Annotated in this window: 15 protein-coding genes; 8 read left to right on the top strand and 7 right to left on the bottom strand. The window is 46.6% G+C overall.

Annotated elements, in window-relative coordinates; genetic code table 11:
* The first annotated feature begins 26 nt into the window (after positions 1-26).
* The gene (locus FEF09_RS33810) at positions 27-758 is read left to right on the top strand and encodes an ABC transporter permease (RefSeq protein WP_261387795.1); all 732 of its coding nucleotides are present in this window, start codon (positions 27-29) and stop codon (positions 756-758) included.
* Positions 759-771: 13 nt separating this feature from the next.
* Here FEF09_RS33810 and FEF09_RS33805 read toward each other — a convergent pair whose 3' ends face one another.
* From FEF09_RS33805 to FEF09_RS26460, 4 genes are all read right to left on the bottom strand, one after another.
* Complete coding sequence (locus FEF09_RS33805; protein ID WP_261387794.1) at positions 772-1,125, bottom strand: NAD(P)/FAD-dependent oxidoreductase; 354 nt, start codon at positions 1,123-1,125, stop codon at positions 772-774.
* A 65-nt stretch (positions 1,126-1,190) separates the two neighbouring features.
* Positions 1,191-1,679, bottom strand: coding sequence for an NAD(P)/FAD-dependent oxidoreductase (locus FEF09_RS33800; protein ID WP_261387793.1), 489 nt, complete (start codon positions 1,677-1,679; stop codon positions 1,191-1,193).
* Positions 1,680-2,689: 1,010 nt separating this feature from the next.
* On the bottom strand, positions 2,690-3,712 hold the full coding sequence (locus tag FEF09_RS26465; RefSeq protein WP_261387792.1) for a glycoside hydrolase family 43 protein: 1,023 nt from the start codon (positions 3,710-3,712) through the stop codon (positions 2,690-2,692).
* Between the two features lie 114 nt (positions 3,713-3,826).
* The gene (locus tag FEF09_RS26460; RefSeq protein WP_146307891.1) at positions 3,827-4,927 is read right to left on the bottom strand and encodes an NADH:flavin oxidoreductase; all 1,101 of its coding nucleotides are present in this window, start codon (positions 4,925-4,927) and stop codon (positions 3,827-3,829) included.
* Between the two features lie 576 nt (positions 4,928-5,503).
* Between FEF09_RS26460 and FEF09_RS26455 the strand changes: the two genes are divergently transcribed.
* Positions 5,504-6,577 carry a hypothetical protein gene (locus FEF09_RS26455; RefSeq protein WP_146307890.1) on the top strand — a complete coding sequence of 358 codons (1,074 nt, stop codon included), beginning with the start codon at positions 5,504-5,506 and terminating at the stop codon, positions 6,575-6,577.
* 84 nt (positions 6,578-6,661) lie between these two features.
* Here the strand turns inward: FEF09_RS26455 and FEF09_RS26450 are convergent, their stop codons facing one another.
* A complete protein-coding gene (locus tag FEF09_RS26450; protein WP_146307889.1) occupies positions 6,662-7,147 on the bottom strand; it encodes an Lrp/AsnC family transcriptional regulator in 486 nt (161 codons plus the stop codon).
* Positions 7,148-7,286: 139 nt separating this feature from the next.
* Between FEF09_RS26450 and FEF09_RS26445 the strand changes: the two genes are divergently transcribed.
* The 6 genes from FEF09_RS26445 to preA all read left to right on the top strand — a co-directional run bounded on the left by FEF09_RS26445 (position 7,287) and on the right by preA (position 16,623).
* Positions 7,287-8,744 carry a CoA-acylating methylmalonate-semialdehyde dehydrogenase gene (locus FEF09_RS26445; RefSeq protein ID WP_146307888.1) on the top strand — a complete coding sequence of 486 codons (1,458 nt, stop codon included), beginning with the start codon at positions 7,287-7,289 and terminating at the stop codon, positions 8,742-8,744.
* 26 nt (positions 8,745-8,770) lie between these two features.
* Positions 8,771-10,123 (top strand): aminotransferase class III-fold pyridoxal phosphate-dependent enzyme, encoded by a 1,353-nt coding sequence (locus tag FEF09_RS26440; RefSeq protein WP_146307887.1) that lies wholly within the window; start codon positions 8,771-8,773, stop codon positions 10,121-10,123.
* Between the two features lie 48 nt (positions 10,124-10,171).
* On the top strand, positions 10,172-13,060 hold the full coding sequence (gene hydA / locus FEF09_RS33795; RefSeq protein WP_261387791.1) for a dihydropyrimidinase: 2,889 nt from the start codon (positions 10,172-10,174) through the stop codon (positions 13,058-13,060).
* Positions 13,061-13,185: 125 nt separating this feature from the next.
* Entirely contained in the window at positions 13,186-13,965 is a 780-nt protein-coding gene (locus tag FEF09_RS26425; RefSeq protein ID WP_146307886.1) for a nitrilase-related carbon-nitrogen hydrolase, read from the top strand.
* Positions 13,966-13,985: 20 nt separating this feature from the next.
* Positions 13,986-15,344, top strand: coding sequence for an NAD(P)-dependent oxidoreductase (locus FEF09_RS26420; protein WP_146307885.1), 1,359 nt, complete (start codon positions 13,986-13,988; stop codon positions 15,342-15,344).
* A 10-nt stretch (positions 15,345-15,354) separates the two neighbouring features.
* Positions 15,355-16,623, top strand: a complete 1,269-nt coding sequence (preA, locus tag FEF09_RS26415; RefSeq protein ID WP_146307884.1) for an NAD-dependent dihydropyrimidine dehydrogenase subunit PreA — start codon at positions 15,355-15,357, stop codon at positions 16,621-16,623.
* Positions 16,624-16,775: 152 nt separating this feature from the next.
* Here preA and FEF09_RS26410 read toward each other — a convergent pair whose 3' ends face one another.
* Both FEF09_RS26410 and FEF09_RS26405 read right to left on the bottom strand, forming a co-directional pair.
* On the bottom strand, positions 16,776-19,286 hold the full coding sequence (locus FEF09_RS26410; protein WP_146307883.1) for a phosphocholine-specific phospholipase C: 2,511 nt from the start codon (positions 19,284-19,286) through the stop codon (positions 16,776-16,778).
* A gap of 22 nt (positions 19,287-19,308) precedes the next feature.
* Positions 19,309-22,146, bottom strand: a complete 2,838-nt coding sequence (locus FEF09_RS26405; RefSeq protein WP_222597167.1) for a carboxypeptidase regulatory-like domain-containing protein — start codon at positions 22,144-22,146, stop codon at positions 19,309-19,311.
* Positions 22,147-22,159: the final 13 nt, after the last annotated feature.

Here is a 22,159-nt window from a genome sequence, read left to right as displayed (position 1 = left end):
TCAGATCCGGTGACTCCGGAAAAGTAGTGATTAATGAAACATTTGCAAAGGCACTTGGTCTGACTGCCTTAAACGCACCCGGAAGAAGATTATATCCCCAGCACGATGCTAACGAACCAGTAAATTTTGTGGAGATTATTGGTGTAATAAAAGACTATAACAATAACTCCCTCCATGAGGAGGTACAGCCTCTGATGCTGCGTTACGGACCGGTAGACGCTACTAATAATATCATCGTCGCCGCCGATACTAAAGACTATCAGCGATTACTCAAAAACATCAGCCATGTCTGGCAACGTAACTTTCCACAAACACCTTTTGCCTATTCGTTCCTTGACGAAGACGTTCAGCAACAATATCAGGCAGAAGTAACACTATCGAATATCATCAATGCCTTCACCCTGATCGCCATCTTCATCTGTTGTCTGGGCCTGTTCGGACTCTCCGCATTCATGGCAGAGCAACGGAAAAAAGAAATCGGTATCCGCAAAGTACTCGGCGCAAATCTCCTGATATTGGTGTCCCTCTTATCAAAAGACTTCGTAAGACTGGCCGGCATCGCCCTGATTATTGCCATACCATTCGCATGGTGGGCGCTCGATAAATGGCTGCAGACTTTCGCTTACCGTATCACACTGTCCTGGTGGGAATTCGCGCTCGCCGGCTTTGTTGTTATGCTGATAGCCCTGACAACCGTCAGCATACAAGCCATCAGATCCGCTGTCGCAAATCCGGTGAAAAGTCTGAAAATAGAGTAGGAGTCCGTTCTTCTCAGAACGACTCCTCAATCATATCCTTGTTGAGTATCGCTCCGGTAAACGTACCGGTGGCCACCGCATTAGCTACTGAACGCATCATACTCGTATTATCACCGCATGCATACACATGTGGAACGGTCGTCTTTTGCATCGCATCCACCTTCAGATATCCCTGTTCCGTCAATTCACAACCCAACTGCACAGGTATATCGCAATGCTGCTTAAAATTAACACGGGCATACAATGCCTTCAGCGCAAATCTACTCCCATCCTCAAACACAAGCTGACGGATATAACCATTATCGTGTTCAATCGCTTTAATGACTTTCTCCACCACAGCTATATGATGTTGCGCAAGTTTCTCCACCTGCTCAGGTTTCAATGTAGACGCACCATTAGTGAAGATGGTCAGCTCATCCGTCCAGTTGGAAATCAGTTTACCAAATCAAACGCCATATCCCCATTCGCCAATATACCTGTCTTCTCCTTCTTCACCTCATATCCATGACAATACGGACAATGTATCACGGATATCCCCCAACACTCCGCAAAGCCCGGAATAGCAGGCTGTTCATCAGCAATACCTGTAGCAAAAATGAGCTTGACAGCCGAAAAAGTATCACCCTTATCTGTACACACTTCAAACCCCGCTTCTGTCTTCACACCACTTGTCGCCAGACCAGTATAAAACTGCACCGTATCATACTTCAACACCTGTTCTTTCCCGATCGCCGCAATCTCCGCCGGCGTATTACCATCCCTCGTCAGAAAATTATGTGAATGCGGCGTCTGACGATTACACGGCTTCCCACTATCAATGATCAATACCTTACGTAAAGCGCGACCTAAAGACATCGCCGCCGCCAATCCGGCATAACTGCCACCTATGATGATTACATCAAAATGATTATTCCCTCTCATTACTATCAATGCTGTTCTGTGCTGTTAGTGACTGAATTTCCTTTTAACCAAAGCAAAGGTAAAAGAAAAACCCATACATTTGCAACAAAGATGCAAATATGTTTTAATCAGGACCAATCATCTCATCAACCACCAATCTCCATCTTCAATCTCCATTACCAATTCCATCACCAATTCCATCTCACCACCTCCGTCTATTCCCTAAACCCTCAATAACTTACGAAGCCGCAATATTTGCAGATGAGGATGAAGGGCCTCAGGCCTTCACACACCGCCTAACCCATCCACCAACAGTTTAATCAACCATCCAACGCTGCCCCACAACCCACCGCTCAATACACGAACGTGTGGAGGGCGTCAGCCCGCAATCCCATCTGCAAATGTTGCGCAGCCCTAAAGCACCAACACCACCTCTATCACCCATCTCGCCACCTCCCTCAATTCCCCAAACCACCGAATAACTTTACGAAGCCGCAATATTTGCAGATGAGGATGAAGGGCCTCAGGCCTTCACACACCGCCCAACCCATCCACCAACAGTTTAATCAACCATCCAACACTGCCCCACAACCCGCCGCTCAATACACGAACGTGTGGAGGGCGTCAGCCCGCAATCCCATCTGCAAATGTTGCGCAGCCCTAAAGCATCACCACCACCTCTATCATCCATCTCGCCACCTCCCTCAATTCCCCAAACCACCCAATAACTTACGAAGCCGCAATATTTGCAGATGAGGATGAAGGGCCTCAGGCCTTCACACACCGCCCAACCCATCCACCAACAGCTTAATCAACCATCCAACGCTGCCCCACAACCCACCGCTCAATACACGAACGTGTGGAGGGCGTCAGCCCGCAATCCCATCTGCAAATGTTGCGCAGCCCTAAAGCACCCACACCCAAACCCCGCGAAGAAAATAGGAAGATTCGTTATTAACAAGGAAAGCACATATCACACAATATTATTGCCATGGCAAAAAGCAAAAATTCGCATAAGCGAGAGGAAGACATCACCACGCACTACTCAGCCTCTTCATTTCTTCCGCCGTAACAGGCATTACAGTACCATGCCGCGGATGAAAATCCAGCGAAATGTTCTCATCTATCGCTACGAAGTTTTTAAAATCAGTCGTTTTGGTAAATTGATACCTGCCACTGGTATACATATCATACATCAGTATATAACCACTACCATCATTCAACCTGAACGTCCCGGCACCCTCCACAGGTTTATCCGTCTGTTGCACATAATCATTGCTCTGCATCTTATACCCGCCTGTCAACCGGTCAGACACCGCAACCTTAATCCCCGGCCGTCTGTCTTCCGTCTTAAAGAACAGATAAAATTTACCATCCTTTTGCTGTATATCACCATCAATACACGCAGCCTGCTCCGGATTAAAAAACAGTTGTCCGGGCGCACCTTCCAGCCCCGTAAAGTCTTTATTCGCATAAACGTACACGATCTTATCCGGCTGACTACCATATTTCGTAGAAAAATAGATCATGTATTTTTTCGCCTGCTCATCATAGATCGTCTGCGGTGCCCATACACGCAACAAACTATCCTGACCAGCATATTGTGTCTGAAGATTAATGGCTGTTGAAGTCCAGTGTACAAGATCATCAGATTTCATCAGCACCAATCCGCGATTGCTGTTCCAGCCTTTGGCAGATACCATATCAGTCGCCACCATGTAAAACGTCTTTCCATCAGCACCGCGCAGAATATGCGGATCACGCACACCACCTGTTTCACTGATATCTGCCGAATTGATCACAGGTTGATTCCCGTTCAGTGCTTTAAAATGATAACCATCATCACTAAGGGCAAAGCAAATTTGCTCTTTACTTTTATCATTCCCGGTAAAGTAGGTAAAAAGATAGCCACTAAACACCGGTTTTGCTTTACCTGTACCGCGGCGCTGTGCAGAAGAGGGGAGTACCATGCCCAATATAACAGCAGATATGAAAGTAATACGGGCAAAATGCCATGTCTGACGAAGAAAGTAAAGGACGAATATTTTCATCATGGAATTTGATATTGAACAATACTAATTATTACTGTCAAATGTACAATAATATATGAGGAAACAATAAAGGCGCTGCAGTTTCCCGCAGCGCCTTCGTTAACAACAAATATACAACTATAGCAATTGTGCTAATGCTTCTTTAGAAAATCCTTTCAACTCACCTGTTCTCTCGTCTCTGATTTTCTGTACCCATTCTGCATCAGCCAGCAGTGGTCTGCCTACCGCTACAAGATCAAAGTCACCTCTGTCAAATCTACGTAGCAGTTCTTCCAGCGAACTAGGTTCAGAACTTTCACCTTTGAAAGCCGCGAGGAATTCACCATTCAGTCCTACAGAACCTACTGTGATAGTTGCCTTACCAGTTACTTTTTTCGCCCATCCTGCAAAGTTCAGGTCTGATCCTTCAAATTCAGGTTCCCAGAAACGGCGTTGTGAGCAATGGAAGATGTCAATACCGGCTTCTGATAATGGTTGCAGCCATGCTTCCAGTTCTTCCGGCGTATTAGCCATTTTACCATTGTATTCATACGGTTTCCATTGGGAAAGACGGATGATCAATGGAAAATCTTCTCCCACACGCTTACGCACTTCTTTGATCACCTCTACAGCAAAACGGGTACGCGCTGCCAGTGATTGACCACCATATTTATCTGTACGGAGATTTGTCTTTTCGGAGAAGAACTGGTCGATCAGGTAGTTATGTGCACCGTGTATTTCAACCGTGTCGAAGCCCAGTCTTTTGGCATCCGCAGCAGCGTCGCCAAATGCTTTGATGGTATCGGCAATATCTTTTTCAGACATCGCATGACCGTTGGTGTTTTCTGGCCTGTTCAGACCGGAAGGACCTTCAAAAGGCGTCAGCGGCGTCCAGCCGGAATGATGATTATCCATGATACCCTGATGCCAGATCTGCGGACCCATTGCACCACCGGCTGCATGTACCCCGTTGATTACTTTCTGCCAGCCACCAAGGGAAATATCACCATGAAAACGGGGAATGTTCGGATCTGCGGAAGAGGCAGGACGATTGATCACGGTGCCTTCAGATAAAATTAATCCCACTTCTCCTGCAGCACGACGCTGATAATATGCGGCGACATCCTCTCCGGGTACGCCGTTTGGTGAAAATGACCTCGTCATAGGGGCCATTACAATTCTATTCTTTATATTCAGCGACTTGAGGCTGAAAGGCTTAAACAAGCTCAGATTACTCATGTTTGTCTACGTTTATGTTTACGTTATCAACGGATCTCTGCTGCAAAGATATCGGAGAATTCCGAAATGCCAATAATATTTTATCCCGGGCGGAGCTTCCCGGCACTCAAAAAAGACCGCTTTTTTCCGTCAAATGCTCCTTTTTTCATTGATCTCCGGGCCGATTTGTAGTATTATCCTCTTACTACCACAGTATCTGGCCGTTAATGCGCCGTTCCCCGACGAAGCACTAACGGACAAATACGGTAATAATAAGGGGGTAATACGAGGAAAAAAGCATGGACAAATGCGTATATAACTCCTTTATACAATGTGAGTTTAAACTTTGATTTATAGCAAAAAATGTGTAGTTTGGTATGGAGGAATATATGCCCCAAAACAACATTAGAAAAATCCTCAGACGGAAACAGTTAACACCCCAAAAAATCACATGTAGATGAATCCCTCCTCATCACCCGCTACGCGTCACGATTACGCGCATACGCAGTTGTTACAATTGCGTAAACAATCTTATCGGACAGATTGCGTTATTACGCAAAGAACTCCGTATTTTCAGCACCCTTAAAAACGCTTAGCATGAAATCAACAGAAGAACTGCATCGGGAGAACGAAATGATCCGGGACCTGCTGAAGAACGGAATAGAAGAGCTGTTACTGAAGATCCCCGGTGTACACCACGTCAGCATCGGTTTGAAAGAAACCGGTGGCCGGGTCACAGACCAGCTCTGCATCCGGATCTATGTGGACGAAAAGAAAGACCACAGCGAACTGCATGCCCATGAGGTACTGCCTTCCGAAATCAATGGCATCCCGACTGACGTGAACATTATTCCCGGTTTCCGTGCCTGTCTGGATGAAAACAAATACCGTCCCGTAAAAGGAGGTATTCAGATCACCAACCGTATTATTATCCGTGACGAAGAAAGCTTCGGTACAGAAGTCGCTCATGGTACCCTCGGTTGTCTGGCACGAAGAAATAAGGATGGTAAACCTGTCCTGTTGAGTAATTGTCATGTACTCATGGCCAATACCGCAAAACCTGGAGATAAAGTCTACCAGCCTGCTCCCGCAGTCATTCCTGAAATGCCTGATAAAGACCTGCCTTTCCATCCCACAGATGATAAGAATGCCATCGGTCAGATCGTGAAAGGTGTTATCAACGAAAGAGTAGATGCCGCTATCGCGGAAGTGGAAGATACCGCTATTGGTCAGTCAACAGGCAATGAGATCAATGGTCTGAGTATCGATGGTATGCCCCGGTATAATAGCATCGTTGGTATGGGTGTGGCACTCGCGGGTCAGATCGTTTTTAAGGTAGGCGAAGTCTCCGGTCGTACAGAAGGCAGAGTAGTGGATATCAATTATCCGGCGACCACCTTCCCGATAGAAGGAAAAGAACACACCTTCAGAGGACAGATCGCCATTCAGCCGGTAGATCCTACTCACCATTTTTCCGAAAAAGGAGATTCTGGCGCCGTTATCGTCGATAAGGAAAGCAGGATCATCGGATTAATGTTTGCAAACAACGGTAATGCGCAACCTCAGATCACATTGGCCAATCATATTGCAGACGTTACAGAAGAAATGGATATCAGTATTCAGTTTTCACCGGTAGTGGCAGGCGCTGTGCAGGCGATGGAAGCAAAATAAATTAAGCATTGACAATTAAGAATTGAGAATTGGCACCGCAATAATTTTTGTTGCATTCAATGCTTAATTCTTAGTTGTTAATTTTTAATTCTTCAACAAGCCAAGATCCGGTTGCGCATACTTATACACCTTAAAATAAAGCGTAGTCTTCGTCTGATAAACCCCTTCCAGTTTTGATAACTCATTGACAAATTCCAGCAGGTGGTCATTATCCCTGCACATCACATTTACTTCGAGGTCATAAGCCCCGGAGGTCATTGCCAGAAAGCTCACTTCCGGCATAACAGCAATCTGTTGTGCAACCGTATCCTTTAGCGTCGCCGGTCTGACATAGACCGCAATATGGGCATAAGAGCGAAAACCGACCTTGTCAGGGTCAACCCTGCCCACAATATTAATAGTCCCTTCTTCAATCAGACGATTAAAACGGGTCCGGATCGTTCCGATAGATACGTGCAGCTTTTCAGCAATAACTGTAAAGGAAATCCTGCCGTCCTGTTGCAGGTATGTCAGAATAGAGAAATCCAGTTCATCAAGGGGTGTTTTGTCGGCGGACTTAGTTTTTCCCATTTCTCTTAAATATATAGGTGAGGAGTTAAAAGGGCTACTTACAGAAATGTTAGAAAATACATACTAAATGTACAGATTTTTCAGTAAATTAAGGGTATCGTATAAAAAATGCACCCATAACCCAAACTCCCCAAAGCATATGAAGTACGAACGGGTCAGGAACTTTGTTAATGGAAGTTTTAAAGAAGTATCATCTCAACGGACACTGCCTGTCATTTCACCAACAGACGGCTCCTTGTTAGCAGAAATGCCATGCTCCACAGCAGCCGATCTTGATGAAGCCGTACAGGCAGCAAAAGCAGCATTCCCCGCATGGAGTAAAACACCCATCAAAGAACGGGTACAGGTGTTCTTTCGCTATAAATATCTGCTTGAACAACATCTGCAGGGACTGGCCGCACTGGTCAGTGAAGAAAACGGTAAAACCATCAGTGAAGCCATTGCAGAAGTAGAAAAGTGTATCGAACTGACAGAATTTGCCACTTCTTTACCACAACTGATCGCGGGAGAAGTACTGGAAGTCAGTGCAGGTGTCGAATGTCGTACTTCGCATGTACCATTGGGAATCGTCGCGTCTATCGTGCCTTTCAATTTCCCTGCGATGGTACCTAACTGGACCATCCCGAATGCCATTGCCCTCGGCAATTGCCTGATCATGAAACCTTCTGAAAAAGTACCACTCAGTCTTGGTATCATCGCCCGTTTACTGAAAGAAGCAGGTCTGCCAAATGGTGTACTCAATATTGTCAATGGTGACAGCGAAATAGTAAATGCCATCTGCGATCATCCGGATATAGAAGCAGTCTCTTTTGTAGGTTCTACAAAGGTTGCCAGAATAGTCTATCAGCGGGCGACGCAACACCTGAAACGTTGTCTCGCATTAGGTGGCGCGAAGAATCACCTGTTGGTATTACCGGATGCTAAACCCGGTATGACGGCACAGAATGTAGCCGCTTCAATGAGCGGCTGCGCCGGACAACGTTGTATGGCGGCATCTGCCATGATCGGTGTCGGAGACGTTAATCATATCGTAGACCTCGTATGTGAGGAGGCACGAAAGATTGTACCCGGACAAAACCTGGGTGCAGTCATCAGTAAAGAATCAAAAGAAAGAATCGAAAAATATATCACTGAAGCAGAAGCGCAAGGCGCCCGCATTCTTGTAGACGGTCGTGGTGTGCAGGTAGCAGGTAAAGAAAACGGTACCTATGTTGGCCCTACCGTGATCGATTATGTGACCGCTGATATGGCGGTCGCCCGCGAAGAGATCTTCGGACCTGTTATCAGTATCATGCGCACTGACACCGTAGATGAAGCGCTCCGCATTGAAAATGCCAATCCCTACGGCAATGCGGCATCCGTTTTTACACAGAACGGAGGGATGGCCCGCTATATCGCTGAAAGAGCCAGCGCCGGTATGATCGGCGTAAATGTAGGTGTGCCCGTTCCCCGCGAACCCTTCTCTTTCGGCGGATGGAATGAAAGTAAATTCGGCGTAGGTGATATCACCGGAAAAAGCTCAATAGAATTCTGGACCAAGTTGAAGAAAAGTACGACCAAATGGAACCCTGAAGAAGGCGTTAACTGGATGAGTTAACATTATTGACTACAAAAATGGCGTTTATGCCGGAAGCTAAGACATTATCACATGCCCAGGAGATCATCCAGGACAATCTGGATTATACATTATTCTCGTGGAGCAAACAGAAAGGTATCAGCCCTATCGCGGTGAAATACGCAGCCGGGGTATATCTCTATGACTATGATGACAAACGTTATCTGGACTTTTCATCAGGACTGATTAACGTTAACATCGGCCACGGTCACCCACGGGTGACTGCGGCCGTTATGAAACAGATGCAGGAAGTCAGCTATGTCACGCCGGGATGTGTTACTGAGGCTCGTGGCCAACTGGGGCGTAAACTGGCTGAAATCACACCGGGCAATCTGCAAAAGACATTGTTTACCGTATGCGGCGCCAGTGCTATAGAAAATGCCATCAAACTGGCCAGACTGTATACCGGCAGACATAAGATCATAGCCCGCTATCGTGCCTTTCACGGCGCCTCTTACGCGTCTATGGCCGCCGGAGGTGATCCCCGTAAACTGCCGCATGATATGCAACAGGCGCCTAACTTTGTGCATGTGGAAGATCCATACTGCTACCGCTGTCCCTTCGGAAAGGAAATCACTTCCTGTAACCGCGAATGTGTCAGTCATGTAGAAAGAGTGATACAGTTCGAAGGCCCGGAAAATGTAGCCGCCATTCTGATGGAAGGAGAAAGTGGCTCCTCTGGTTGCATCAAATATCCGCCGGATTATCTGCAAAAGATCCGGGCCATCTGTGATAAATATGGCATCTTGCTGATCATGGATGAGGTCATGAGCGGATTCGGAAGAACAGGTAAATGGTTTGCCTGTGAACTGCACGGTGTAGTACCTGATATGATCGCTACCGCCAAAGGAATTACCGCCGGATACATCCCCTTGGGTGCTTTGATTGTTACTGATACAATAGCGGCTCATTTCGATGATAAAACGCTCTGGCTGGGACTGACCTATTCAGCCCACCCTGTAGCCTGCGCAGCGGGTGTGGAAGTGCTGAAGATCTATGAAGATGAACACCTGATAGAAAACGCTGCCGATATGGGCATGTACATCGAAAAAGAAGTAGAAGCCATGAAATTACATCACCCCTGTATTGGCGACTTCCGTAATACCGGACTATTGGGTTGCATCGAACTGGTGAAGAACCGGGACTCAAAAGAACCCATGGTGCCTTTCAACGCCAGACCGGAAGAAATGGCGGTGATGAACAGGGTCGCCGCAAGGCTGAAACAACTGGGAATGTATGCCTTCGTGCGTTGGAATTATGTCTTCATCGCACCGCCGCTGAGCATTACCAGAACACAGGTAGACGAAGGGCTGGCCATGATTGATGACGCGCTGTCTATTGCTGATGAATATGTGACCTGATAATATACGGCCAGCGCCGATCGCATAAATACCTATAATCCGACATACATGACAGAGCACGAAGACATCAGCCAAAACGTATCCCGCTCCACACTCTACAGCGAGGATCTGGCGCCGGTACCCGCGTCCGGAAGGACATGGAACACCTGGAACTATGCCAGCCTGTGGATCAGCATGAGCCTATGTATCCCTACCTATATGCTCGCCAGTTCACTCATAGAAGGTGGCATGAACTGGTGGCAGGCCATCCTGACCATCTTTGCCGGCAACACCGTTGTACTCATCCCTATGATCCTGAATGGCCACGCCGGTGCTAAATATGGAATTCCTTTTCCGGTATTTGCACGGGCCAGCTTCGGTACCAAAGGGGCTAATATTCCCGCCATGTTACGTGCCATCGTCGCCTGTGGATGGTTTGGCATCCAGACCTGGATCGGCGGTTTTGCATTGTATCAGATGCTGCAATTATGGATACCCGGTCTGGCAACATTGCCGGCAGTATTTCCTGCATCGTTCGGACTGGCAACCGGTCCGGCAATTTGCTTCCTGCTCTTTTGGCTGCTCAACATGTACATCGTATATCTGGGCATAGACAGTATCCGGAAATTACTGGTCTTTAAAGCTATTTTTTTGCCCGTAGCTGTACTGGCTTTGTTGTTCTGGGCAATCAATGCCGTAGAAGGCGGATTAGGCCCCATCCTGACACAACCATCCCGCTTTAGCTCAGATGCTGCTTTCTGGGCATTCTTTGTACCGGGATTGACCGGTATGGTCGGCTTCTGGGCCACCCTGTCTCTCAACATCCCTGACTTTACCAGATATGCCGTTAATCAGAAGGCCCAGATCAAAGGGCAGGCACTTGGATTACCTCCCTCCATGACCCTGTTCTCCTTTATCGGTGTTGTAGTGACTTCCGCGACCACCATCGTTTATGGTACCACCATCTGGGACCCTGTCGTACTGGCGGGTAAGTTTGAGAATAAAATACTGGTGAGTATTGCCATGATCGCCGTAGCTATTTCTACATTGGCTACCAACATCGCAGCTAATATTATCAGTCCGGCCAATGACTTCGCCAACCTCGCCCCGCAAAAGATCAACTTCCGCACAGGCGGATATATCACCGGCATCATCGGTATACTCATTTTCCCATGGAAACTGGTCGCCGACCCCACAGGATACATATTTACGTGGCTCGTGGGTTATTCGAGCTTATTAGGCCCCGTAGGAGGTATTATGATCGCAGATTATTACCTCGTGAGGAAACAACAATTACAGTTGGCTGAACTATATCATCCAAAAGGACAATACAGTTTCACTAATGGCTTTAACCGCTATGCCATGCTGGCCCTCTTATTGGGTATCGTACCCAATATACCGGGTTTTCTTACCACCATTAAAGTCATTCCGCCAGACGCAATACCATCATGGATCACACAATTGTATAGCTACGCATGGTTTGTAGGTTTCTTTGTATCTGGTATCAGTTATTACCTCATTATGCGTTCTTATAATATCATTACCGCTACCGGAACAATAAACAGGGAATTAATTATGTCACTGCTGATTAAAAACGGAAGGGTTATCACCGCTACAGATGATTATCAGGCAGATATACTGATACAGGGTGAACAGATCATCGCCATCGGCAAAGAGCTGTCTGCCAATGATGCTGAAATCATTGATGCCACCGGACTGCTGGTCATGCCGGGAGGTATCGATCCGCATGTACATCTGGATATGCCCTTTATGGGTACCTTCTCCAGTGATACGCATGAAACAGGTACCCGCGCAGCCTTACACGGTGGTACGACCACCGTTATCGACTTCGTATTACAGAAACAGGGACATTCCCTGCAGGAAGCATTAGATGAATGGAATAGCAGAGCCAGAGGAACAGCGGTAGGTGACTATAGCTTCCATATGGCAGTGACTGATTTCAATCCGGCTACCAAAGCCGAGATAAAAACAATGGTCGAACAGGAAGGAATCACGTCCTTCAAAACCTTTATGGCGTATAAAGGAGCACTCATGATCGATGACCGGCAGATGACAGGATTAATGCAGGAGGTACGGCAACAGGGCGGTATGGTTACCGTACACGCAACGAACGGAGACGTGATTGATTATCTCGTTGCAAAACATCTCTCCGAAGGAAAAACATCTCCCTTATATCACTATCTGTCCCAGCCGGAAGTGACGGAGGCAGAAGCCTCTGCCCGCTTTGCCGATCTGGCAGATTATACCGGTTGCCCCGGTTATATCGTACACATGACCTGCGAAGGTGCGCTCAATGCCGTTCGTAATGCCACCCGGCGCAATCAGAAAGTATTCGTAGAAACCTGTATTCAGTATTTACTGCTAGATGCGTCAAAATATGATCAGGGTTTTGAAAGTGCTAAATGGGTAATGAGCCCACCATTACGGGAAACGAAAGATCAGGAAACACTCTGGGCTGGTATCAATCAGGGGCTTGTCAATATCGTAGCGACAGATCATTGCCCGTTTATGTGGGAACAGAAACTGATGGGAAAAGACAATTTTGCGAAGATCCCCAATGGACATCCTGCCATTGAAAACAGAATGGAATTGCTGTTTAGCGAAGGCGTCAACAAAAACAGGATCAGCCTCAACAAATATGTGGAAGTGGCCTGTACCAATCCCGCAAAGATCTTTGGTATGTTCCCGAAAAAAGGTACCATCGCTATCGGTAGTGATGCAGATATCATACTGTTCGATCCAAAAGAACAACATACCATTTCAGCAGCCACACATCACATGCATGTAGACTATTCTGCCTACGAAGGCTGGCCGCTTACCGGGAAGGTGAAAACTGTGCTGCTCAGAGGTAAGGTGGCTATTGACAAAGGCGAATGCCTCGTCCCCAAAGGATATGGACAATTCATAAAACGCAATAAGGTCAGCGGAAAAATCTGACTGTTACCACTGACCATTCATTACCCTAAAACAGCACCCATGTCGCGTATCATTAAATCAGGCCTTATTCAAATGAGTTTACCCAAAACGGAAGGCGAAGGCACCATTGAAGAGATAAAGAAGCCATGATTCAAAAACACATCCCGCTGATAGAAGAAGCCGGCGAAAAAGGTGTGCAGATTCTATGTCTGCAGGAAATTTTCGATACACCTTACTTCTGTCCCGGACAGGATGCCAGATGGTATGCTTCCGCAGAAACAATACCCGGTCCTACAACAGAACGGATGGCCGCCTATGCAAAGAAATACAACATGGTGATCATCGTACCCATCTATGAAAAAGAACAGGCCGGCGTGTTGTATAATACCGCCGCCGTGATCGATGCAGATGGTACCTACCTTGGCAAATACAGAAAGAATCACATCCCCCATACTTCCGGATTCTGGGAGAAATTTTTCTTTAAACCCGGTAATCTGGGATATCCTGTTTTTCAGACAAGATATGCGAAGATCGGTGTCTACATCTGCTATGACCGGCATTTCCCGGATGGTGCAAGGATACTCGGACTGAACGGTGCAGAAATCGTCTATAATCCATCTGCCACAGTAGCGGGCTTGTCACAGTATTTATGGAAACTGGAACAACCAGCCCATGCCGCCGCTAATGGTTATTTCATGGGTTGTATCAATAGAGTAGGAGAAGAGAAACCATGGAATATCGGTAAATTCTATGGCTCTTCTTATTTCGTAGATCCCCGCGGACAAATATTCGCCAGTGCCTCCGAAGACAAAGACGAGCTATTGATCGCATCCTTCGACCTCGATATGATCGATGAAGTCAGAAATGTATGGCAGTTCTTCAGAGACCGCCGGCCGGAAACCTATGGTAAACTGACGGAGTTATAATTTTTATTTAAATCACCTATATGGCAGTACGTAATAACAGATTGACTGCTGAGGAATACGAACAGCATTTCAGCGATATACATCCCCCGTTTGAAACAAAGGATGCAGCAATGGTAGATGCTAACCGTTGCCTCTTTTGTTATGATGCACCCTGTACCAAAAGTTGCCCCACAGGTATTAATGTTCCCAAATTCATCAAACAGATCACAACGGATAATCTCCGGGGTTCTGCCTACACCATCTTTTCTTCCAATATCATGGGTGGTGGCTGCGCAAAAGTTTGTCCGGTAGAAAAGCTTTGCGAAGGAGCCTGTGTCTACAACCTGATGGAAGAAGAAGCCATTCCCATCGCCCGTCTGCAACGTTATGCCACAGAAAAGGCTATTGAAGAGAAATGGCAGCTGTTTGAAAGAAAAGCATCCATAGGAAAGAAAGTAGCGGTAATTGGTGCCGGTCCCGCCGGACTCAGTTGCGCACACGCACTTTCGCGTGAAGGGGTAGATGTAACGGTCTTTGAAAAAGAAGCAAAAGGCGGCGGATTAATGACCTATGGTATCGCAGCCTATAAAGTAACTCCACAGTTCTGTTGTGATGAAGTGGATTTTATCACATCTCTGGGTGGTATAGAGATCCGCTATGGAAAGGAACTGGGAAAGGATATTACATTGGACGCACTGCAACAACAATATGATGCGGTATATCTCGCTTTTGGCGTCGGATTGGCACGTCAGTTATACATTCCCGGTGAACAACTGGATGGTGTGGTAGACGCCATCAGCTTTATCTATGATATCCGCAATAGTGGTTATCCAACTGTACCAGTGGGCGATCAGGTGGCCGTCATCGGTATGGGAATGACAGCTATTGATGCAGCCACACAGGCCAGACGTCTCGGTGCGAAAGAAGTGACCTTAGTCTATCGGAGAACACAGCAGGAAATGCCCTGCACCGAAACAGAAATGAATATCGCTTTACTGGATGGCTGTAAAATAGTCTGGCTGGCAGCTCCTACCGAAATACGCGGAGAAAATGGGAAAGTGACACAGCTGGTTTGTCATATGGTGAAATTGGAAGATGACGCCAACGGACGCAGACAGCCAGTCATCACAGAGGAGAAAATCATATTGCCGGTGGATATGGTTATCAAAGCTGCCGGACAAATGCCTTATGAACAATTGGTACATGACTATCAGCTGCATCATAACAACGGAAAAATCAGTGTCACCAATGGCATCAGCAACATTACGGGTGTATTTGCCGGTGGCGACTGTGTGAATGGAGGCAAGGAAGTCGTAGATGCCGTACAGGCCGGAAAGGATGGCGCTAAAGCAATTTTACAGTATCTGCTGGACGGCGCACAGGCCGGTAACAACTTTTAAACTTTTTCCTATGGCAGACATATCAGCCAATTTTCTGGGCATCAGATCGCCTAATCCTTATTGGTTGGCGAGTGCCCCTCCGACAGATAAAAAGATCAATGTACTTCGTGCATTTGAAGCAGGATGGGGAGGTGTCGTATGGAAGACATTGGGTAGTCAGGTAAAGAATGTCTCTTCCCGTTACTCTTCCGTTGATTATAACGGCAGTCGCGTGATGGGCTTCAACAATATTGAATTGATCAGTGATCGGCCGCTGGATATCAACCTGAAAGAAATAACAGAATGCGTCCGCCTTTTCCCGGACCGTGCAATGGTTGTATCACTGATGGCAGACAATAACCGGGAAAGCTGGCATGAACTGATCAAAAAGGTGGAAGATACCGGTGCGCACGGACTCGAACTAAACTTCGGATGCCCCCACGGCATGACCGAAAGGGGAATGGGCGCCGCTGTCGGACAGGATCCCGAAATAGCAGGCCGCGTAGTGGAGTGGGTGATGGAGGTTGCGAATATCCCCGTCATCACGAAGTTAACGCCTAATGTACATTCAGTTGTACCAACCGGCCGGGCATCCGTATTGGCCGGTTCTCACGCTTTATCCCTGATCAATACCATTCAATCTGTTACCGGTGTCAACCTCGATACTTTTGTTCCCAACCCTAATGTAGGCGGACAGTCTACCTTTGGGGGCTATTGCGGTCCTGCCGTGAAACCCATTGCTTTGAAGATGTTGACCACCATCAGTCAGGATCCTGTTACAGCACGCGTACCTATCTCGGGTATCGGCGGTATCAGTACTTGGAAAGATGCCGCAGAATTCATGTTACTGGGTGCCACAACCGTACAGGTCTGCACAGCAGCCATGCGCTATGGCTTCCGTATCATAGAAGATCTATGCGACGGCCTGAATAACTGGATGGATGAAAAAGGCTTTTTAACGATTAATGATTTCATCGGACGTTCCGTGCCGACACTGACCAGCTGGGAAGAACTGGATATCAATTATCATATTGTTGCCAATATTAATCAGGAAAAATGCATTCATTGCGGACTTTGTTACATCAGTTGTGAAGATGGTTCGCATCAGGCAATTAACCTGTCATATGGTAGTCCGTACAATACTTATTCCATCAAAGAGGAAGAATGCGTGGGCTGTAATCTATGTAAACTGGTATGCCCGGTAGATAATTGTATTACAATGGTAGAACAGCGGAAAGGAGAGGAGTATGTAAACTGGAAGGAATTTCAGAAGAGAGGAATGCCGTTGAATGACCACTGAGTCAATAAGAATAATCAATCAGGAATCAGGAATTGGTAAGCCTTGTATCGCTTAAATTTTTACGTTTCTATTTACAAGCTTCATAGCGAAAAGCACTCATGCAGCAGGCCGCATTGATGACCAATTCCTGATTCCTGACGGATAACTGATAGTTAAACTGTTCTTCCCATTACAGGGTCTGTCACACTCACCTTACCTGTCTCCACATGTCCTGCAAAACTCTCCACCAGCAGCGTTCCGGGTACACTCACAGTATAATCATACCACTGATGACTTTTCGCTAAGTTCAACACAACCTTCGTTGTTTCCTGCGGAGCAATCGTCCTTTTGATTGTGGTATTCTTATAACTGTTATCCCTGATTTCTATAACGAGCGCACGGGCATCGTTATTGGTGATCGTTACAACGATATTACCACTCAAAGCAGCAGCCCCCTTTTTACCTTTTTCGTAGCTGCTGTCTATTTTGATCAGAGGATTATTCCTGTCGCCGGCAAATTCACGATAGAAGCCATTCGGTGCATATACACGCAAATGATATCTGCCATTCTCAAATGCCTGTACATCCCATTTGTCCGTCAGGGTATCACCTGCAGCGGTAGCATATTGCCAGGTACGCAGCAATTCCTGCTGATAAGGATTCATGGCATATACCATGAAAGGAGCACCGGCAGCTTTATCACCAAAGGCGGTATTGCCAGCCTGAAAACTGATCGCAAATTTGTTGTCCTGTTTGTTATATTCTCCATTTACCAGCAACTCATAAGGCACCGCACAGGCATTACGGGTGCCTTTCTCCTGTTGAGGGAAATAGGAGGACTGGGAGTGATCTTTATTGATCTGTGCTATTTCAGTAGCGGAGAGCGCTTTGAAGTTGGCAGGTGCATCTTTGAACTTCGCACTGTAGATCTTTTCCAGAAATTCCTGTTTGTGCAGGAATTCAGGTGATTCGATCTTTTCACCGTTGTAAGGTCTGAAAGCGGAACTAAGATCACCGCAGACAGTTCTTCTCCACTGTGTGATATTTTCTTCTTTTACCTGCTTGTTGAATTTCTTTGCGAGGAAGTTTTCAAGGAATTGCAGGGAGGAAGTATGATCAAACAGCTCGGAACATACATAACCGCCTCTTGACCATGGAGACGCAATGATCATAGGTACGCGGTAACCCAGACCAATTGAGCTTTCCCTGATACGGTTTGGCGTAGCAGAAGGGTTGGTTTGCTGGTCTTTCAGCACGAAATCCATTTTAGGATCTATTCCCTGTGATACTTTACCTGTATTCTCCTTATAAGGATCAGGTACGGCATAAGGAGGAACGTGGTCAAAAAAGCCATCATTTTCATCATAAGTGAGGATGAAAATGGTTTTCTTCCATACCTCAGGATTCTGTAACAGGATTTCCATTACTTCGTTGACATACCATGGGCCAAACCAGGGTACACCCGGATGGTCGGAGAAGTTGGCAGGTGTCATCAGCCATGACACAGTCGGTAAGGTGCCGTTCTTCACATCTTCCCTGAACTGGTGCAGGATATCGCCTTTCGGGATATTGAGTTCTCTATCATTGCCGGCGTCCTCATATTTCATGCTGGCGAGATCATGGAAAGCTGGATCCTTGCTATTAACAGTGAATGCTTTAGCATTCAGTTGTTTCTTTTCTTCCGGCAGATTATTATAAGCTTCCATGGTGTAGGTCAGCTTATCTTCTTCAATCTTCGCCAATACTTTTTTAGCAGCCGCCAGTTTCAGGCTGTTGCTGTCATTTACAGGCTCTTTCTCAAGGGCGGCGATCTCTTTCAGGATGTTGGCTTTCTTAAGATCGAGATTGGCAATACTGCCCGGGTGCAGGCGCACATTGAACTGTTTGTAGTATTCCAGTACGTTGGTACCGAAGTTACTCAACCACGCGCTTTCTTCTCCTTTGAGCCCATATCCCATGGTCAGTTCATTCTGGTATACTTTCCATGAGATACCGTTTTCCTGCAGGCGCTCAGGATAAGTCTTCCAATCCAGTTCCGGAGTCACATAATTGTTGACATTCCAGAGATGCGCAACTCCTTCCGGTGTATTCTTTTCCCTGACGGTACCCGTCATCCAGTAATGGCGGTTGGGGTGTGTACCGGTGATGCTGGAACAGAAGTTCTGGTCGCACACGGTAAATGCATCCGCCAGTGAATAGTAGAAAGGAAAATCGGAACGGTCGCAGTAGCCCATGGTAAGTGGGGTAGCCACGTATTCTTTATTAGAGGCTTTCTTTACATCCAGCCAGCGGTCATATTTACCTTCATTACGGGCATCTGTCTGATCGGTCCAGTTGTGTGGCGTAGATCCCATCCACGGCACTTTCGTGTCTTTGGTGTTCAGACGGAAGGGTGCATAGGTTTGCCCTTCCTTGTTAGTCTGCAACCATACCTTGTTCTGATTGCTGAGACGGATGGCACGAGGATCGTTAAATCCTCGTACGCCCTGCAGCATACCAAAAAGGTGATCAAAGGAACGGTTTTCCTGCATCAGGAAAACAACGTGCTCAGCATCATAAAAAGTACTGCCCGGAGCAGGATTGATGGCTAAAGCTCTTTGAATGGCCGGCGGCATTGCGTTGGCAAGAGCAGCACTGCCTGATAACAGTGCTGCTTTTCTTAAGAATTCTCTGCGGGTATCCATATATCCAATATGATAATTTAGCTTAGAATGAATAGCGGGCGCCCAGCTGTACCTGATATGGCGTACCATTTTTGGTCGTAACGCCCACATTCTCGTTTACACGGTATTTATATTCTTTTGTAGCCTGATCAAATCCTGTTACGAATAAAAGGCTCTGATCGCCAAGGTTGTAGTTAACACCCCAGTTCTTATTCAGGAGGTTAGCGAAGTTAAACACATCAACACTAAAGGTCAAGCCTTGTGTTTTAAATGTTTTGAAAGTTTTCTGCAGTCTTACGTCAAATGTACCGGAGAAAGGATTAGATCCACCGTTACGGTCAGCTATTTTGCCAAGACTCTGGGTGATATACTTCTTTGCACGGTTTTCCGGATTGCTCAGGACTTTTTCCATAGAAGCTTTCACGTCAGCTGGTGTATTATGGTTGTTCGGATCGAATACAAAAGCCAGGTCATTGTCAGTACCGGGACCACCTACGAAGTCACCATTGATATCTGCATCTATGGTCATGGAGTAGCGGGTGCCTGATAAACCTCTGAAGGTACCGGCAAATACAAATCCTTTCCAGTTTGGTGTAGCACCGTACAATACGATCTTATGTCTGAACTGGTTATCGGAATAGTTCATTTCAGTCAGGTCTCTCGGATCAGATTTTACTGCTCTGAAAGTAGAGGTGTTTGCCACGTTACCATTGTAAGAAGAGTTGTCTTTCGCATCGTTCCATGTATAGCTGACGTTGAAATAACCGTCTTTGAAATAACGCAGACTTGCATCAACGATCACAGCAGCCTGTCTCAGTTTAGCTCCATTAGTCAGCATCAGTGTTCTGCCCACATCCTGTGTTTTTCTTCCCAGTACATTGTTGGTAGTACCATTGGCAGTGATCGTGTTTGCAGGAACGAATACAGCTCTGTTGTTTTCATTTGCAAGACGGAAATACGGCTGATCTACCAGATTCTGGTCAAGGTATACGTAGTTATTGCTGGTATGAGAGTAGAGGAAATTCACACCTACACGCAGCCAGTCACCGAAGATCCTGTTATAGCTGATATTGCTTTTGAAAATAGAAGGCATTTTCAGATTCGGATCATTCAGGTTGATGGTTGATACTGTCGGTACACCATTGATAAGTCCCGGTGCAGTAGAAGGATCTTTTCTGTAGGAAACGAAATCTGGTACTGGTACCAGACTGGTGCCTGTAGCAGGACGGGATACGTCGATAGAGGCTACCATGGTGCCACTGTTCTGGATATTGTTTACCTGCGCATAGTTCACCGGATAAGCGGAGAACAGACCTGCGCCTACACGCACGATATCTGTTTTATTGCCTTTGATATCCCATGTCAATTGTAAACGCGGCTGGATCTTACCGGCATCAGTGATTTTACTGTCAGTGCGTAAGCCGAAAGCTTTTTCAACAGCCGGGTTGTAGTCTGCCTGACTCAGGTAACTGGTCAGGTCCCATCTTACACCGATGAGGGCTTCTACGTTCTTTACCGGTTCAAACTGCATCTGTCCGAAGAGAGATGCATTCAGGATCCACTGCTGTACGGAAGGAATACCTTTTAAAGGTACTTCTCTGGCATAGCGGGATGGGTTCATATCTGCAAATTCCTGCAGACTGTTAAAGATGAAACGGCCGTTCTGTTCGCTGGAAATATAAGTGTCCAGATAGGTCAGCGTATTATCTGTACCGAAGGTAAAACGGTATTTGCCTTTGGTGAGATAAGAGGTGTTCACCAGCTGTATCTGGTTTTCCAGATTGCTTTCAGGGAAGAAACGCTGTCCGCCCAGCTGTACGGTCGTATTACCCATTGTACCATTTGGCAGGAAGGAACGAACGGTTACAATCGCACGTGGGATATTGGCGGAAGGCAGTTCGCTGTTCGGGTAATAGTTACGGGTAGCAGACTGGTACTGTACTTTCAGTTCGTTCAGGAAGGTAGGCGTAAACTGTGTACGTAAGGACGCCAGTGTACTGTTTTCCCTTGACTTAAAATTCCCCCATACTTCAAACAGGTTGATATTAGAGTTATCGCTGTTGCTGTTTGGGTTTTTCCAGTCGCTATAGTTGTTACGGATGGTCAGACGGTTCTTTGCGTTGATCTGCCAGTCCAGACGCAGGAAGAAGGTATTCGCCAGTGTTTTACGCTGGAATTCTCCCACCTGTGGATTATTGCTCAGACCATATTTGGTACGGGCGATATTGAGGAGTGTATCTAATGCACCTCTGCTGATACGGTTAGCGATTATATCATTGTCATCTTTCAGGTCAGCGATGTAGAACGGTTGTTTTTCATCCTGTCTGTCGAGTGCTGCGAAGAAATGCAGTTTATCTTTAATGATCGGGCCACCAAGGCTGAATCCATACTGGTTGGTCGTGAACTGTTGCTGACGTTTGTTACCTCTGATATCATAAGGACTGGCGAGGAAATCGGAACGGTAGTAGTCGAACACGCTACCGGTCAGTGTATTAGTACCTGACTTAGTAACTACGCTTACAGCACCACCGCCCTGACGGCCCTGTGTCACATCATATACGTTGGTGATCACTTCAAACTCACGGATCGCTTCGAGGGACAGGGAGTAGGGACCGCTACCCAGGGCGCCGGAGGTCAGGTTGTTTCTTGCGCTGGCGCCGTCGATCAGGAAGTTGGTGGAGGAAGCACGTTGTCCGCTGATATTGGTACCATTGGTAGTAGGCGCGAGTGCAGACAAGTTATTGAAGTTCCTGTTTTGTGCCGGCAGCTGCTGAATATTCTGTGCGGTTACTGCGGTACTGGAACCCAAACGGTCAATCCTTTTGTTGAGGGTGTTAGCATTGATGATGATCTCTTTGAGTTTGCTGACAGATTCGCTCATGGTAAAATCCAGT

The organism is Chitinophaga pinensis (genome assembly GCF_007896845.1).
GTDB classification, from domain to species: domain Bacteria; phylum Bacteroidota; class Bacteroidia; order Chitinophagales; family Chitinophagaceae; genus Chitinophaga; species Chitinophaga pinensis_C.
This window is presented reverse-complemented; position numbering and strand designations above follow the sequence as displayed.